14 protein-coding genes are annotated in these 15,166 nt (G+C 69.3%); 8 read left to right on the top strand and 6 right to left on the bottom strand.

The features are described from left to right. Nucleotides 1–282: 282 nt before the first annotated feature. Nucleotides 283–1,413 carry a DNA polymerase IV gene (locus JW364_RS18135; protein ID WP_205334042.1) on the bottom strand — a complete coding sequence of 377 codons (1,131 nt, stop codon included), beginning with the start codon at nt 1,411–1,413 and terminating at the stop codon, nt 283–285. Between the two features lie 41 nt (nt 1,414–1,454). Continuing rightward, nucleotides 1,455–2,159, bottom strand: coding sequence for a hypothetical protein (locus tag JW364_RS18130; protein WP_205334041.1), 705 nt, complete (start codon nt 2,157–2,159; stop codon nt 1,455–1,457). Between the two features lie 305 nt (nt 2,160–2,464). On the opposite strand from JW364_RS18130, the gene JW364_RS18125 reads away from it, so the two are divergent. After that, a complete protein-coding gene (locus JW364_RS18125) occupies nt 2,465–3,133 on the top strand; it encodes a hypothetical protein (protein WP_205334040.1) in 669 nt (222 codons plus the stop codon). A 27-nt stretch (nt 3,134–3,160) separates the two neighbouring features. Here the strand turns inward: JW364_RS18125 and JW364_RS18120 are convergent, their stop codons facing one another. The 3 genes from JW364_RS18120 to JW364_RS18110 form a co-directional block, all read right to left on the bottom strand. After that, the gene (locus JW364_RS18120) at nt 3,161–4,945 is read right to left on the bottom strand and encodes an Hsp70 family protein (RefSeq protein ID WP_205334039.1); all 1,785 of its coding nucleotides are present in this window, start codon (nt 4,943–4,945) and stop codon (nt 3,161–3,163) included. A gap of 45 nt (nt 4,946–4,990) precedes the next feature. Continuing rightward, nucleotides 4,991–6,844, bottom strand: a complete 1,854-nt coding sequence (locus JW364_RS18115) for a dynamin family protein (protein WP_205334067.1) — start codon at nt 6,842–6,844, stop codon at nt 4,991–4,993. Nucleotides 6,845–6,913: 69 nt separating this feature from the next. After that, on the bottom strand, nt 6,914–8,296 hold the full coding sequence (locus JW364_RS18110; protein ID WP_240199272.1) for a GTPase: 1,383 nt from the start codon (nt 8,294–8,296) through the stop codon (nt 6,914–6,916). Nucleotides 8,297–8,455: 159 nt separating this feature from the next. On the opposite strand from JW364_RS18110, the gene JW364_RS18105 reads away from it, so the two are divergent. The 7 genes from JW364_RS18105 (at nt 8,456) to glsA (ending at nt 14,076) form a co-directional block, all read left to right on the top strand. Continuing rightward, nucleotides 8,456–8,815 (top strand): hypothetical protein, encoded by a 360-nt coding sequence (locus JW364_RS18105; RefSeq protein WP_205334037.1) that lies wholly within the window; start codon nt 8,456–8,458, stop codon nt 8,813–8,815. A 63-nt stretch (nt 8,816–8,878) separates the two neighbouring features. Then, nucleotides 8,879–9,418, top strand: coding sequence for an RNA polymerase sigma factor (locus JW364_RS18100; RefSeq protein ID WP_205334036.1), 540 nt, complete (start codon nt 8,879–8,881; stop codon nt 9,416–9,418). Nucleotides 9,419–9,553: 135 nt separating this feature from the next. After that, nucleotides 9,554–9,880, top strand: a complete 327-nt coding sequence (locus JW364_RS18095) for a hypothetical protein (RefSeq protein ID WP_205334035.1) — start codon at nt 9,554–9,556, stop codon at nt 9,878–9,880. A 58-nt stretch (nt 9,881–9,938) separates the two neighbouring features. Continuing rightward, nucleotides 9,939–10,820, top strand: coding sequence for a helix-turn-helix domain-containing protein (locus tag JW364_RS18090; protein ID WP_205334034.1), 882 nt, complete (start codon nt 9,939–9,941; stop codon nt 10,818–10,820). Nucleotides 10,821–11,201: 381 nt separating this feature from the next. Beyond that, complete coding sequence (locus JW364_RS18085; protein ID WP_240199276.1) at nt 11,202–12,017, top strand: hypothetical protein; 816 nt, start codon at nt 11,202–11,204, stop codon at nt 12,015–12,017. Nucleotides 12,018–12,416: 399 nt separating this feature from the next. Next, on the top strand, nt 12,417–12,788 hold the full coding sequence (locus JW364_RS18080; protein ID WP_205334032.1) for a glyoxalase superfamily protein: 372 nt from the start codon (nt 12,417–12,419) through the stop codon (nt 12,786–12,788). Between the two features lie 22 nt (nt 12,789–12,810). Further along, on the top strand, nt 12,811–14,076 hold the full coding sequence (gene glsA / locus JW364_RS18075; RefSeq protein ID WP_205334031.1) for a glutaminase A: 1,266 nt from the start codon (nt 12,811–12,813) through the stop codon (nt 14,074–14,076). Here the strand turns inward: glsA and JW364_RS18070 are convergent. Then, on the bottom strand, nt 14,073–15,095 hold the full coding sequence (locus JW364_RS18070; protein WP_205334030.1) for an AraC family transcriptional regulator: 1,023 nt from the start codon (nt 15,093–15,095) through the stop codon (nt 14,073–14,075). The genes glsA and JW364_RS18070 overlap by 4 nt on opposite strands. Between the last annotated feature and the right edge of the window lie 71 nt (nt 15,096–15,166).

The raw sequence follows: 15,166 nt of genomic DNA, 5'->3' as shown, positions 1-15,166 counted from the left end.
GACCGGCAGACTTCGATCGAGGTCTAGGAGTCGAGTTGAAGTCTGTCGGTCACGAATCGGGGCGGGTACGCGAGACAGTCCCGCCACTTGCGAGCGTCACGAAGGTTCTTGGTGAGTCGGGTTGCGAAGACCCTTCGTGACGCGTCCTCCGCAAGCTCCGGGCGCTCCTCAGGGAGCAGGGGCAGGCCGTTTCTTTGGACTAAGGAGCGGTGGCTCAGCACGCCCGTCGGGCTCGGGAGCAGGGGTTATGCGCTTCTTTCGGTTCAGAGAGCGGGAGGCACCTCAGGTTGGGGCGTCCTCGTCGTCGGTCACCAGGTCGAGGCGTACGCCCAGGAGGCGGACCGGGCGGTCGATGTCGAACCTGGTGAGCAGGTCGGCGACCACCGACTCGAGTTCGGCGAAGTCGGGGCTGGGCGCGGGGAGCTTCCTCGACTTGGTGCGGGTGTAGAACGTGGTGGTGCGGACGGTCACCGCGACCCGGAACGGCAGGCGTTCCTCGCCGACCACCTGATCGAGCAACTCGCGCAGGAGGTCCGCGGCGGCGGCGCGCATCTCGGTGGCGTCGCTGAGGTCGGTCGCGAAGGTGCGGGACTTGGAATGCGAACGCGCCAGCCAGGGTTCGGCGGTGATCGTCGAATCACCGCCGCCGCGGCAGAGGACGTACAGCCAATTGCCCTGGTGCGGACCGAAGGTGGCGATCAAGTCGTCGCGCGGAGTGGCGATCAGCTCGGTCACCGTAGTGATCCCAGTGGCAGCGAGCTTCGCCGACGTCTTCGGCCCGACGCTCCACAGGTCGCGGGTGGGCCGCTCCCCCATCAGCTCCAGCCAGTTGCGGTCGTCGAGCACGAACACGCGCGGTGCGTCGACACCGCTTCGCGCGCCGCCGGGCGGACGCTTGGCGAATCCGGTGGCCATCTTGGCGCGCTGCTTGTTGTCGCTGATCCCGACGCAGCTCGTGAGCCCGCACCGGTCGAGGATCTCCGAACGGATCCGTTCGGCCAGGTCGACGATGGCCGCGTCGTCGAGGGGGTCGACCTCCGCCCCGCGCGCGCTCACCCCGAGGTACGCCTCGTCCCAGCCCCAGACCTCGACCGGGTGACCGGTGGCCCGCAGGACGTCCATGACCTCGGCGGACGCCGCGTCGTAGGCGCCCATGTCGAGCGGCAGATACACCGCGTCGGGCAGCTTGCGGTGCGCCGCCCGCAACGGCATCCCCGCACGGACGCCCACGTCGCGCGCCTCATACGACGCACAGGTGACCACTTTGCGCGCCTCGGTCGGATCGCCGTTGCCGCCGACGATGACCGGCACCCCGACCAGTTCGGGGGCCCGCAGCCGCTCGACCGCCACCTGGAACTGGTCGAGATCGACGTGCAGGAGCCACCGATAGCGCTGCGAAACCGACGTGGTCACGACGCCCAGAGTAATCGCCGCGTGCCCGGTGGCCGATCAGATCAGCCGGCGATACAGATGTCGACCTCGCCCAGACCCATCGACCGGCACGAGGTGCGCAACGAGTGCGGGTTGTACCGCAGCACGGAGAGGGAACGGTCGGCCCCACCGCCGGCGTCGGCGAACGCGGCACTCGCAGCGGTGATGTGAGCGGCCAGCTCCGCACGGGTGGTCGGGTCGGACATCGCCACGGCGTGGGTCAGCACCTTCTCCAGGAGGGCGCGATCCCGATGCAGCGGCGGGGGCATGAGATTGAGTGCGGGCGAGGCGGTCCCACAGTTCGTCGGGTCGGTCAGCGCGTGCGTCGCGGCGAGCAGGTACGCGACGGCCACCAGCGCCGAATGCCGGGCATCGTGGCCGGCGGCACGGTACGACCGCACCACCTTCGACGGCTCGACGTCCGTGGCGATCGGATCACCATCGGGACCACCGAGACCCAGGACGGCCAGCGCCTCGTCGTGCGGCGACGAGACCTGTTCGGCAGCAACAGCTTCGGTTCGCATCAGCCGAAGCCGCGCGATGATCGCCCGGTGCCGGTGCACGGCCGCGTCGACCTCACGCATCAGGTCCGGCGTCACCCCGAAGTCCGCGGAACTCTCGGCGAGTGCCGCGTACCCGGTCAGGACGATCGACTCCTCGATGTCGATCGCCTCGCCGATCGCCGACGACGTGAGAAACGTGCGCGCACCGCGTCTCGATGCGCCCACAGACAAAACGCTGGTCAACGTCAACCCCTCCACTCAGACCACGACCGTCGACGACCTGTCGAACCATGACGATCGTGGACACCGACGAGGAGCGAGATCGGAGCCCCTCGAGTCGACCCCCTACGCCCCGGCACCCCCACACGATGTCGGCCATCGGCGCAGTGCGAGGATACGCCGAGCACGGATCGTTTGTGAGTCGAATGACTGAACACGCCGGTGCGACGCCCGTTTCGGGACCAAAGGCCCTGTCCCGGCGGGCCACCGGCAACGACCATGTAAGGGGCGACCGGCATCAGGAGGGGGACATGCTGCGATTCCTCGCCCGCGAACTCCACTGCTGGCGCGTGATGCACGCATCGTCGAATGGCCTGGTCCGCCGCGCCGACCGCCTGGAAACCGCGACACTCGTGATGTTGTGGATCGCAGCACTCGCCGGGCTCATGGTCGCCCTGACCGTCGGGGGCAACACCTATGCGGCGCACAAGGCGACGATCGAGCACCAGGAACCCCGACATTCGGTCAGCGCCACCATCATTCGCACGTCCGTCGAGGGCAACGGGGAATCACGCATCGGTGCACCGAGTGCCGGCGTCCCGGGCGTCGGTGTTCCGAGCGCCGACGTGCCGAACGCCGACGTGCCGAACGACAGCGGCCAGAACACCACCGACCACACCACCGTGGCGTGGCAGGACCCGAACGGTCACCGGCTCACGGCGACCGTCGGCGCCGAGCCGCTCGACGCCGTCGGCCGGGTCCGGACCGTCTGGCTCGATGACACCGGTGCGGTGGTGGGCCCGCCCGTGACCACGACGGACGCCGTGATGGAGGGCCTGATCGCCGGTGCCGGGGTGGTGATGCTCGTCGTGCTCGTCTGGTGGGGCTCGACCGTGCTCGTGCGCCTGGTCGCCGATCGGCACCGGTCACGAGAGTGGGACGCCGCGTGGCGTCAGTTCGACATCGACAGCCATCCCTGACCGACGACCTGCGCGGCGGCGTGCGGGTCAGCCGCTGATGACCGCCCAGATGACGAACGCCACCCAGGCCACGGCGCCCAGGATGTTGATGACGAGCGCCGTCGTGGTGAGGGCATCGCGACGGCCACCGGCACGCGTGATGCCCACGACCGTGAGTACCAGGCCGACGATCGTGCCCAGGCACAGCGGAAACCCGAGAATTCCCACGATGAGTCCCGCCAGCCCGAACGCATTCACCTTCCCCGGTTCCGGAATCGGTTGCGCCGAGCCGGGTTGCGAGATGTGGGCAGGTGGAGCGACGGGCTGCGGGGCGAGGGGTTGCGGTGCGAGGGGTTGCGGGACGACGGGTTGCATCACGGGCCGCGCCGCTACCACTGATGTGCCGGCGGGCATCCGATGCAGCCGCGGCCACTGGTCCGGCCGCAGGTCCACCGGTCCGACCGCCGCGAACACCGCACCCGGTTGGACGGCGGCGCCCGACCGCAGGTCGAGGCCGTGCACCGTGCCCGCGACCGGTGCGTCGATCGTCACCCGCCCGGCCGGGGAATCGACGGTCGCCAGCGGTTCCCCCGCTCGTACGGGCTGGCCGTTGCGCACCGAGACGGCGGCGATCACCGAACCGCCCGGCAACGCGGGGAACGCGATTCGACGACCCGATGCGTCGACCGCCGGGCCCACGGTCCGCCGCGGATCGGTCTCCCGCCCGGCGTCAAAGCTGTTGGCCTCGGTCCCCGGGACGACGTTGGTCGAGCGGAGGAGCCCACCCTGCGCGACGACGACCTTCGGGTCGCCGATCCGGGCGACCCGGCCTACCGACGACAGCGCGGACTGCAACATCGGGATGCTGCTGGTCCCGCCCGTGACATAGACGATGACCGGCCCGCCCGGACCGGTACCCGCGGCGTCGGCCCGCGCGATCGCGTCCCGGGTCAACTCGACGGCCCGCTCCACGAACGGTCCGATCATCGCCTCGAACTCGCGTCGCGTCAGCAGCAGCGTGTGCCGGGTGCCGGGCAGTTCGATGACGGCCTGCGCGGTGTCGGACAGCGCTTCCTTCGCCGTCCGCACCCGATCGGCCAGGGCGATCGCGGCGGCCGGGGATCGGAGCCGGCTCGGGAGGTCGGGGTCGAGTTCGGCGGCCTCGTCGTGCACCCAACGGATCATCCGGGCGTCGAGGTCCCGGCCGCCGAGGTGATTGTCGCCGCCCGACCCGGTGACGGTGAATCCCTCGGCGCCGTCGCGGACGAGGACCGCCACGTCGCACGTGCCGGCGCCGAAGTCGAAGACACACATTCGTTCGCCACCACTGACGTCGTGCCCGCGGTACACGTAGTACCAAGCGGCAGCGAGTGATTCGGAGGCGACACGCAGTGCGTCGGCGGGGATGCCGGCCCGCTGCGCCGCGCGCCGGAGGACGTTCTTGCGTCGCTCGCTCCAGCGGTCCGGATGGGTCAGCACGATCGAGTCGAACATCGGCAGTCCGCTGTGACGCAACGCGGTCTGGTGCACGTGCCGCAGCACGGCGGCGATCAGATCCTCGACCGGCCAGAACCGGTCGCCGAGTTCGATCTCGCCGTCGTCGATACGCGACTTCGGGGTGTCCTCGAAGGCGTCGGGTGCCTGCAACCTCCGCTGCACCGCGTCGTGACCCACCACGACGGTTGTGTCAGCCGCGAACACCGCCGACGGCATCGCGGGTCCACCCGGGCCGAGCGGCACGATGACCGGCTCGCCGAACCCGACCCGGTACGCGGCCGCGGTGTTGCTGGTGCCGAAGTCGACACACAGTCGCCGCCTGCTCTCCTGCGCCACGTGGCCACCTCCTCAGGTGCAGATCGTTACACATGACAGCGGGTTTCATCCGGCGGGCGCTCGAAGTACCCGGGCGATCGACTTGCGCACGTTGTCGACCGCGATGATCTGGCTCCGGAGATCCTGCGCGATCTTCTCCCGCTCGGCCGCCGACTTCTTGGCATCGGCCGTGGCGTCGTTCAGGATCTTCGTCGACTCCGCGAGGAGCCGCTCGAGCAGTTCGTCGTAGGCAATCTGCAGGTCACCGCTGGCCTGCGCCTTGATCGACTGCAGCTGCGACCGGACGTCGGCCTTCATGTCGGCGACCGCCTTCGTCAACCACTTGCGGTGATTCTCCTTGCCGACCTTCGACGCCCGGAACCCGACGACGACGCCCGCCCACACCGGTACCGCCACCACGTTGACCACCGGGATGATCGCCAGCGGGCCGCCGGCGGCGACGATGGAGAGCAGGATCGGGTCGACCATGTTCTTCCACGGCGAGATCTTCTCCTGCTCACGGAGCTTGAGCTCACCCGCGCTGCCGGCGATCTGCCCGACCAGCTCGTCGGAGATGGCGGCATCGGCGAACAGTGCGTCGGCGATCCGCTCGATCCCGGCCACGAACGAGGCGCTCACCTCGCGCGCGGCGGCCTCGAGGTCGACGGTCATCTGCGCGATCAGCTCCTGGCCCGCCCGGTGCGGTTCGTAGAAGCGCAACTTGTCGATGCGCGTGGACCACTGGCCCAGCAGTTTGTCGAAGCGGTCGCGCATGAGGTCGTCGGTCTTCAGCGACGCCGCGGTGATGTCCTGCGTGAGTCGCGCCCGCCATTCCCGACGACGATCCTTGAGGCGCTGGAGCCGGTCGCGTTCGGCTTCGATGTCGGCTCGGTCGGCGGGAGTCGCGGTGGCGGCCTTCATCTCCAGGACCAGACGCGTGCGGACGTCGTCGAGCCCGGCGAACGTCAGCTGCAGCGCGTTGCGCACCGGCGACGCGGCCCCGTCGCGGACCAGCGGTGTCAGGGCGTCGACGAGTTCGGGAACGCCCGACGCCGCGAGGGCCCGTTCGCGACGGTCGGGGTCGCCGATCGCCGCGGCCTGGGCGGCGATGCGGTTGGACACACCGATGATCGGGATGTGCGCGAAGCGAGGTGCGTTGGCGCCGATCAGCTTTCGGTTCTCGGCCACGATCGTCCGCCACTGCCGCATCACGAGGTCGGTCTTGGTGACCACCAGCACCACCGAGGCGACCTCTTCGCTGACACTGCGCAGGAAGTCGAGTTCGGGTGCGCTGAGTGGTGCGGTCGCGTCGCACACCATCACCAGTACCGACGCGCCGCGAGCCGCGCTGACCGCGGCCTCGACGTGTTCGGGGACCAGCGACCCGACACCCGGTGTGTCGACGACGGTGACGCCGGGCAGGACCGTGGCGTCGACCCCCACCCGGGCCGAGACCGGCGGCACGAGAACGGAATCGACGGGCGTGCCGGGCGCGAGACGTTCTGCCGGCACCCCGGCCGCGTGGCGCCCGCCGACGGTCACCCAGTCGGACAGTTCGGTCGCCGGGATGCGGTGGGCGGCACCAGGGAACTCGACGAGCGCGGTGCCGGCGGGCAGGTCGTCGGCGGCAGGGGTGAACCGGACGTACACCGAGGTGGTGATCTCGGCGTCGACGGGCGCGAGGTCGCCGACCCCGAGAAGCGTGTTGACCAGCGAGCTCTTGCCCCGGCTGACCTCGCCGATGACGACCACGGTCCCCTGCGGTGCCGGTCGGTCGCGGACGAGGGTCGCGCGGTCGGCGATGGCGTCCTCGCCGTGCTTGCGCAATGCGTCGATCGCCGAGCGCAGGACCGCCTCTGGCGTCGGCGTCGCACTCTTCGCCGGAGCCTTCTCGAGTCCCTTGGCCCCAGCCCCGGACATGGCGGCGGGTTCCCTGGAAGTCACCGTCTGCTCTCCTCGTTCACCCTGCGCTCCTCGTCGACCATCACGTCAGTTGACCCACAGTCCGCGCCGGACGAGCTGATAGGTCTGCTCGAGCACCAGCAACGCCTCCCGTTCGGCAGACGTCGCCGCGAAGGCCCGCCGCGACCGGCAGTCGGTGGCCCGCTGCCGCGCGGCGTCCGCGATCGCCGGTGGTGCGGCATTCGGCGGCAACGACAACAGCACGCGCACATCGCGACTCGCGACGACGACGTTGAGCTCGCCGACCAGTTCGCAGTCGGGCTGCCACCGGGCGAGGGCCTCGAGCGCGGCGATCTCGCGGAGCCGGTGCAGCGCCGGGGACGTCTCGGCCTCGTCGATCGCCTCCAGGAAGACGTCGCGTCGCGGACTGCGGTAGGCCGATTCGCGCAGCGCGGCCAGCACCGTGCGTGCCTTGAGGATGTCGCCGACGGCCAGGAATCGTCGGCCGATGGCCAGCCGCAACTCGTCGATACCCGAAACCCGGTGCAGCCATTCGCTGTACGCCCGTGCACCCTGCCGCGCGATCTCGCCCCCGGCGTCCATCGCATAGGTGCCCACGAGTTGCTCGAGCCGGCCCAGTTCGTCGACGTCGATCCCCGGCGGCGCGGGCATCCCGCCGTCGAGGATGGTCAACAGCTCCCAGGACTCGAGCTGTCCGCGGCGCGAGATCTGGGCGGTCTCACGTTCGGTGACCCCGCAGACGCCCGCCTCGGCCATCAGCCCGGACACCGCGACCACGGCGCCCGCGATCGCCGGGAAGCGTCGCCAGACCCGGCGAGCGATCTCCTGCGCCTTGAGCATCGGGTTGTCGGCGGCGATGAGGTCGGCCTGGGAGATCACCAGGATGGTGTTCTGCGCCGACGCACCGGCGTCGGCGAGGAAGGCGACCTCGTCGGCCTTCGGTCCCGCGGCGTCGTCGAGCAGGAAGAGCACGACGTCCGGCCGGGCCAGCCTGCTCTGCCCACCGAACACCCGCCGGGTCGCGATCTCGGCGGTGTCGGTGAAACCCGAGAGGCCGGGGGTGTCGATGACCCGGAAGCGCTCGCGCAGCAACCGGGACGGGGTGTGGACGATCGCATGGTCGATCTCCTCCGGTGGCCGGCCGAGGTCGCCGCGCATGGGTCCGGGAAGTTCGGTGACCGCGCCGTCGAGTCCGACGACCTCGACCCGCTGCGGGTTGCCCTCGACGTAGAGCGCGGCGACGCGGGTGCACTCGGCGCGGTCGGTCGGGGCGACACGGTCCCCGACGAGGGCGTTGAGCAGCGTCGACTTGCCGGAGCTGACGCGTCCGACGAGCGCGACGGTCAGCGGTTCGGCGAGCCGGGCCCGCAGGGCGGGAATCGTCGCCGGGTCCGGCGCCAGCAGGCCCACCTCGTCGAGCAACTGCTCCACGCGACCACGCACGGTCATGCGCTGCTCCACGAGATCTGACCTCCCGAGACTTCTTCCGATCCGGCGGGAACATTCCGGGCTCGGCGACACTCCTAGGTACGTGCCGAGAATTGTCCATCACTCCTCGGCGCCCGGCAGTCGACCGGATGACAGAGATACCTGCGGAGGCGAACGACCATGACCGACGACCTTGACGATGACACCGGCTCCGGGGAGAGCGGCTTCGACGACTGGCTGCGCGACACCGACCCGCCCGGCGAGCTGAGCGTGCCCGAGGGCGCGTGGGAGACCGCCGTCGGAACCGCGTTCGACCCGTCGTACGAACTCGACACCGACCTGACCGCCGCACCCGGGCCGGATCCGGCGGACGAGGAGTTCGACGGCGAGGTGTCCGCGGAATCCGACCTCGCGGGTGACGATCCGATCGGCGGCGACTTCGGGGACAGCTCCGGGGACACCATCGACGACGTCTTCGGCGACGACGGGGATCCGGTCGTCGATCCAGTGGAAGACGGGACATTCGATGACGACTTCTGAGCTGCGCGGCACCGAAAGTCGCGATGTGCTGCCATGGTCGGGGCACGGCCCTACGATGAGCGGGTGCAGTCGTTGATCGACGAATCCCCCGCTGGCGCGGACCTCCTCGAACGCGCCCGCGCCGGCGATCAGGCGGCCTTCACCACGCTCGTCGAACAGCATCGAGACCGGCTGTGGGCCATCTGTTTACGCATCACCGGCAATCAGCACGACGCCGAGGACGCCATGCAGGACGCGCTCGTCGCCGCGTGGCGGGCCATCGGCAACTTCCGTGGTGACGCGCAACTGTCGACCTGGCTGTACCGCATCGGGTCCAACGCCGCGCTCGCCCGGATCCGCAAACGCACCGACGCCGACGACATCGCCGACCACGACCCGATGAGCCATCTGGACGTCGCGGCGCAGGTCGTCGTGTCCGACCGGATCGCCGAAGCGTTGGCGCAGGTCCCCGACGCCTATCGGGCGACCTTCGTGCTGCGCGTCTACGGCGAGCTCAGCTACTCCGAGATCGCCGAGGCCCAGGGCATCGGCCTGCAGACCGTGCGCAGTCGCATCTCCCGCGCGCGGTCCCTCCTGTCGGAGTTGCTCGCCGATCTGCGCTGAGGGGGTACTCCCCGCGAATGATCCCGACGCGACTTCGAGGCCGTGGGGAACAAACCGGGGCAGACTCACCTCCAAGTAACCAGAAGCACTTCACAACCCCCGGCACCACCGCGCCGAACCCCGAGAGGACCCACCATGAGCACCGAGATCCCCGCCGACGCCGTTCTCGTCGACACCGATGGCGACGGAGCCGTCGACGCCGCACTCACCGACGTCGACGGTGACGGCACCACCGACGCCATCCTCGACACCGACGGCGACGGCCAGGCCGACTCCATCGCCTACGACACCAATGCCGACGGCGAGATCGACATCATCGAAGCCGACACCGACGCCGACGGCCACACCGACATCGCCGTCGCCGACACCGACGGCGACGGCACCTTCGACACCGCCGTCGACGACGAGGGCAACGTCGAGGTCGGCGACTTCGGCAGCATCGACGGCGGCGACGCCATCTGAGTTCGACGTCCTTATAGCCCGGAGCCACGCTGAGCGCGGCTCCGGGCTATAAAGCTGTGTGGGAACGATCGGCGGAATCGAGTTCGCGGTACCGGTCTGGGCGACGGCGACCGCGCTAATACTGGTGCTGGTGGTCGCGTGGGTGTTCGGCGTCGTCGCCAGGTGGTTGCTGCGCCGACGCGCCCGCCTCGACGCGACGACGGCGATGGTGCTGTCGATCCTCGGCACCGCGCTCGGCCTCTACATCGCCGGCCTCGTCGACAAGCACCTCCGGGTGTGGAGCGTGACGACGGTCGTGCTGGGACTGATCAGTTCGGTCGTCGCCGTCGGCGCCTACGGCCTGCTCGCGGCGCGGTTGCAACGGCAATCCAATGCCCCTGTCGCGCAACTGCTCTCCGACGGCGAATCGGATCGGCTCGAGTTCAAGTCGACCGCCCGGGTCAACCTGCGCAGCGGCGAGAAAGACCCGCGGATGGAGCAGGTGATCGTCAAGACGGTGTCGGCGTTTCTCAATTCCGACGGCGGCACCCTGCTCATCGGTGTCGCCGACGACGGCACCCCGCTCGGTCTCGAACCCGACTTCGCCACACTGAAGGTGCCCGACGCCGACCGTTTCGAACTGTGGCTGCGCGATCTGCTGACCACCACTCTCGGCCAGAACACCGCGGCGGCCGTCGGCATCACCGTCGAATCGGTCGCGCGGCCCGACGGGTCGGGGGACGTCCCGGTCTGCCGGGTGACGTGCTCACCGTCCCCGCGGCCGGTCTATCTGCGGGCCGGGAAGAACGCCCCGCCCGAGTTCTGGGTGCGCGCGGGAAACTCCACCCGTCAACTCTCCGTCGACGCGGCCGCCGACTACGTCATGCACCGGTGGCCGCTCGGCGCCGGACGGGCGATCGCGGCCCAGGTGCGCGCCGCCATCCGGTTCTCGGCGGGGTGAGCCGAAGTCTCGTCCCCATGAGCGACCTCGAAGGGCACATTGCCCTCCCACGACACTCACGGGGACGACACTTTCCACACCCGGCCCGACGAAGCCTAGGAACCGGCCCGTCGCGCCTGGCCACGCCCAAAGCCGGCACGACTACCGCCTGTGACCACCCCGGAGCCACCCAGATCCGCACCACGGTCCGGTTCTCTGCGGGGTGAGTCAAAGTCTCGTCCCCATGAGCGACCTCGAAGGGCATATTGCCCTCCCACGACTCTCACGGGGACAACACTTTCCACACCCGGCCCGATCTGACGAAACCACCGACCGGTTCCGTGCGTCAAAGCAGGTGTGACTTCGGATTGTGGCGTGTACTCGCTGAGAGAACTGACCGCGATGGGCTGGGCGCCCGATGCCATTGCGCAGGCGCGCAAGGCCGAGACCCTGACGTCGCTCCGATACGGCTGGGTGCGGACGTCCGCGGCGGACCCCCACGTCGTGTCCGCGGTGACGGCCGGAGGTGCGCTGTCCTGCATCAGCGCGCTGCGGTTCCATCAGCGGCGCGGCCTGCCGGATCTTTGGATACCGCCGGGCCACAACGAGACCCACGTTCGTCTCAGCAAACACGCGAAGTCCGCCACGAAGCCCAGCGGCCCGTTCCGGTGGTGCCAGGGCTTCGGCCGCCCGCTCCCCGTGACGACGGCCGTCGACCCGATCGCCGTGGCGGTCGGCTGCGCCGCAGGGTGCCTTCCGGCCGAGGAGTGGATAGCGGTGGTCGACTCGGTCCTCAACGCCACCGACTTGACCATCCCGGACCTCCAGGCCGAGATGGGTCGTGTAACCCGTGCGGTCTCGGCGATGTTCGACCGATGTGATGCCCGTTCGCAATCCGGCACCGAGTCGCTCGTCCGGCTCCGGCTCATCGCCGCGGGATTCGACGTGGAGGTGCAACCGTCGATCGGCGACCGCGAACACGCTGATCTCCGCACGGGTTCGTTGCTCATCGAGTGCGACGGCGAGTCGTACCACTCCGACCGAGCCGCATTCCGCAACGACCGTCGGCGGGACCGGATGACCATGCTCGACCGCTGGATGACGATGCGCCTCACCTACGACGACGTGCTGTACGACTGGGAGGAGGTCCTCGAGGAGATCCGCGCGCTGACACGCCCCGACCGGCACCGCATCCGCCGACGGGGCGACCCTTCGTGACGGCCCTCCGCAAGCTCCGGGCCTCCTCCGGGAGCGGGCGAGACGGCCCTCCGCAAGCTCCGCGCCTCCTCAGGGAGCGGTCGGGCGGCCGTCGTGGCGAAAGAACTGTTGAGCGCGGCGCGAGCCCTTGTACTGCTCCCTGAGGAGCGAGCTTGCGAGCGTCACGAAGGGTCCTGGTGAGTCGGGTTGCGAAGACCCTTCGTGACGCGCCCTCCGCGAGCTCCGGGCGCTCCTCAGGGAGCAGTGGCAGGGCGTTCTTTCGGATCAGGGAGCGGGCGAGACGGCCCTCGGCAGGCACCTCGCCTACTCAGAGGGGGGCGGGCCAACGTCTCGAATAAGGACCGAAACTGTCCTCGACTCTTGAGAGGCTGGTGTCACACCACAACCCCAGGAGGAACCGTGAACTGGACACTCGAACTCGTCATCCTGCCGGTCAGCGACGTCGACCGGGCGCGAGACTTCTACACCAAGATCGGCTTCAACGTCGACCACGATCACGTCGTGTCCGACGAGATCCGGTTCGTCCAGATGACCCCGCCCGGGTCGGCGTGTTCCATCGCCTTCGGCAAGGGACTGAGCGACGCGGAACCGGGATCGGTGAAGGGTCTGCAGGTCGTCGTCACCGACATCAACGAGGCCCGCGAGCAGCTGCTCGCGGTTGGCGTCGACCCCGGCGAGATCGACGAACAGGCGTGGGGCCACTTCGTGTACTTCGACGATCCGGACGGCAACCACTGGTCGGTGCAGTACATGCCGTACCGCCAGAACTGAGCCCAAGTGGCTACCGTGGGATATGCGCTCCCCCATCGACGACTACCTCGAACGAGTACTCTCCGAATGCCGCGACGACGACGGCGGTGAGGTCGCGACCGGCAATCGTGAACTCGAGCAGGCGGATCCGTCGTCGTTCGGTATCGCGTTGGCCACCATCGACGGCACCGTGTACACCGCCGGCGACGCCGACCACGAATTCTCCATCCAGTCCATCGGCAAGGTACCGGCCTACGCGCTCGCCCTGCGCGACCGCGGGCTCGACGCCGTACTCGAACGCGTCGACACCGAACCGTCCGGCGACGCCTTCAACGAGATCTCGCTCGAGGCCGAGACCGGCCGGCCGCGCAACGCGCTGATCAACGCGGGCGCCGTCGCCGTGCACGAGATGATCAACGGCGCGGATCCCAACGAACGCGTCGACCGCGTCATCGACCTCGTCAGCACTCTCGCCGGACGCGAGGTCTCGGTCGACAAGGAGGTCCACCGCGCCGAACTCGCCTCCGACGACCACAACACCGCGCTGGCCTACCTGCTGCGCTCGGCGGGCAAACTCGACTGCGAACCCGACGAGGTCGTCGACGGGTACGCAGCCCAGTGTTCGATCCGGGTCTCCTGCCGCGACCTCGCCGTCATGGGGTCGGTACTCGCCAACGGCGGACTGTCGACCGGCGACGACGAGCGCCTCCTGGAAGGCTGGATCACCCGGCACGTCCTGTCGGTCATGGCCACGTGCGGCATGTACGACGGCAGCGGCAGCTGGATGGCGACGGTCGGAATCCCCGCGAAAAGCGGTGTCAGCGGCGCGATCCTGGGCGTATTGCCCGGCCAGGTAGGGCTCGCGGTGTGGTCGCCGCAGCTCGACAGACAGGGCAACAGCGTGCGCGGCGTCGCCGTTTTCGAACGGCTGTCGCGCGACATGGAACTGCACATGATGCACGTGGCCCCCACCGGTCGGCCCGCGCTGCGATCGGTGACCGAACACGACGGCACGACAGTCGTCGAGCTCCAGGGCGACGTGCGCTTCGCGGGCGCGGAAATCGTCGCCAGTCGTGCGTGCGAAGGCTTCGGCACCGACGCCGTCGTCCTCGATCTGACCCATGTCCGCGTGATGGACGACGCCGCCCGACGGCTGATCGGCGAGGTGGCCCGCCGCCTCGGTGACGACTACGACGTCCGCATAGAAGACCCCGATGACATTTTCGACGACGCTTCGGCTGACGACGACTTCTCGGATGGCGACGACACCCCGGACAGCGACGACACCCCGACCGTCGGAGACTCCTAGAGATCTCGGGACGAGTCCTGGCCCGGGGCAGTCAGCTCGCGGCGCTTCGCCAGCGGCGGCACGCCGAACCAGCGTCGGCAACTGCGGGTCAGCGTGCTCTGCTCGGAGTATCCGATCTGCCGCGCCACCGCCGCCAGCGGGACACCCCGATTCGACAGCAGTGAGACGGCGAGGTCGCGGCGCGCGTCGTCGACGAGTTGCTCGAACGTCGCGCCCTCGTCGGCCAGACCCCGCTGCACCGCACGCGGGTGCATCATCAGCAGCTTCGACACCGCCTCCAGCGTGGCCGCCCCGGCCGGCAGTGCGCGCACGATCAGCGCCGAGACCGCCTCGCCGAAGGCCCTCTCGCGATCGTGTCCGGTCATGAATCGGATGGCCACGTCGTAGGCCAAGGGGTCGACCCGCCGCAACGTCTGTTGCATCACCCCGCGGGGAAAGACCACCAGGTTGGCCGGCGCCTCGAACTCGACCGGGCAACCGAAATAGTCGGTGTAGACGCGCGGCTCGGACATCGGCGGGTGCGCCAAGGTGATCCGGTTCGCGCGGAAGCCGTGGCCCAGCGTCATCGCGAACGTCGACCGGGTGACGCCCATCGCTAGTTCGACGACGTGCGGTCGGTACGGCACACGCTGCAGCACGGTATCGAACTCATAGGCGACCTCCCGCTCGCCGTAGTGCATCTGAGCGCGGATGGCCGGGCTGTACACGTGTGCGAATGCCGAGACCTGTCGAAACGAATCGCCGACGGTCTCGGCGTTGCGGGCGGCGATCGCGACCGGGCCGAGGATGTCGAGGTCCTGCCGGGCGGCGAGGCGCAGCCCGAAGTCGGGGACGTCGAACTCGGCCGCGCACAGACCGATGACCGTCGACAGAGCGGTAAACGGGACGAACCGGTCGTACGCGCCGACGACGGCCGGGTCGATGCCGACGCGGCCGAGGATCGCGCGGGCATCGCCATCGTGTTCGGCAATCAGTTCGGGTAACTGACTGAGCGAGGATGCGCAGATCAGATCGGCCATGGCACCAACTGTCAAGAAGTCGTCATGAGATGTCAAGAAATCCGACCTGGGTGGGAGTGATCATGGACACA

It is taken from the genome of Gordonia sp. BP-119, from assembly GCF_016924115.1.
In the GTDB taxonomy this organism is placed as follows: Bacteria; Actinomycetota; Actinomycetes; order Mycobacteriales; family Mycobacteriaceae; genus Gordonia; species Gordonia hongkongensis.
This window is presented reverse-complemented; position numbering and strand designations above follow the sequence as displayed.

Excerpts from the sequence above, each read along its gene's own strand:
- JW364_RS18125 (WP_205334040.1), top strand. The coding sequence starts at position 2,465 with ATGCTGCGATTCCTCGCCCGCGAACTCCACTGCTGGCGCGTGATGCAC.
- JW364_RS18085 (WP_240199276.1), top strand. The coding sequence starts at position 11,202 with ATGGGCTGGGCGCCCGATGCCATTGCGCAGGCGCGCAAGGCCGAGACC.
- JW364_RS18105 (WP_205334037.1), top strand. The coding sequence starts at position 8,456 with ATGACCGACGACCTTGACGATGACACCGGCTCCGGGGAGAGCGGCTTC.
- JW364_RS18115 (WP_205334067.1), bottom strand. The coding sequence starts at position 6,844 with ATGTCCGGGGCTGGGGCCAAGGGACTCGAGAAGGCTCCGGCGAAGAGT.
- JW364_RS18095 (WP_205334035.1), top strand. The coding sequence starts at position 9,554 with ATGAGCACCGAGATCCCCGCCGACGCCGTTCTCGTCGACACCGATGGC.
- glsA (WP_205334031.1), top strand. The coding sequence starts at position 12,811 with ATGCGCTCCCCCATCGACGACTACCTCGAACGAGTACTCTCCGAATGC.
- JW364_RS18070 (WP_205334030.1), bottom strand. The coding sequence starts at position 15,095 with ATGGCCGATCTGATCTGCGCATCCTCGCTCAGTCAGTTACCCGAACTG.
- JW364_RS18110 (WP_240199272.1), bottom strand. The coding sequence starts at position 8,296 with ATGACCGTGCGTGGTCGCGTGGAGCAGTTGCTCGACGAGGTGGGCCTG.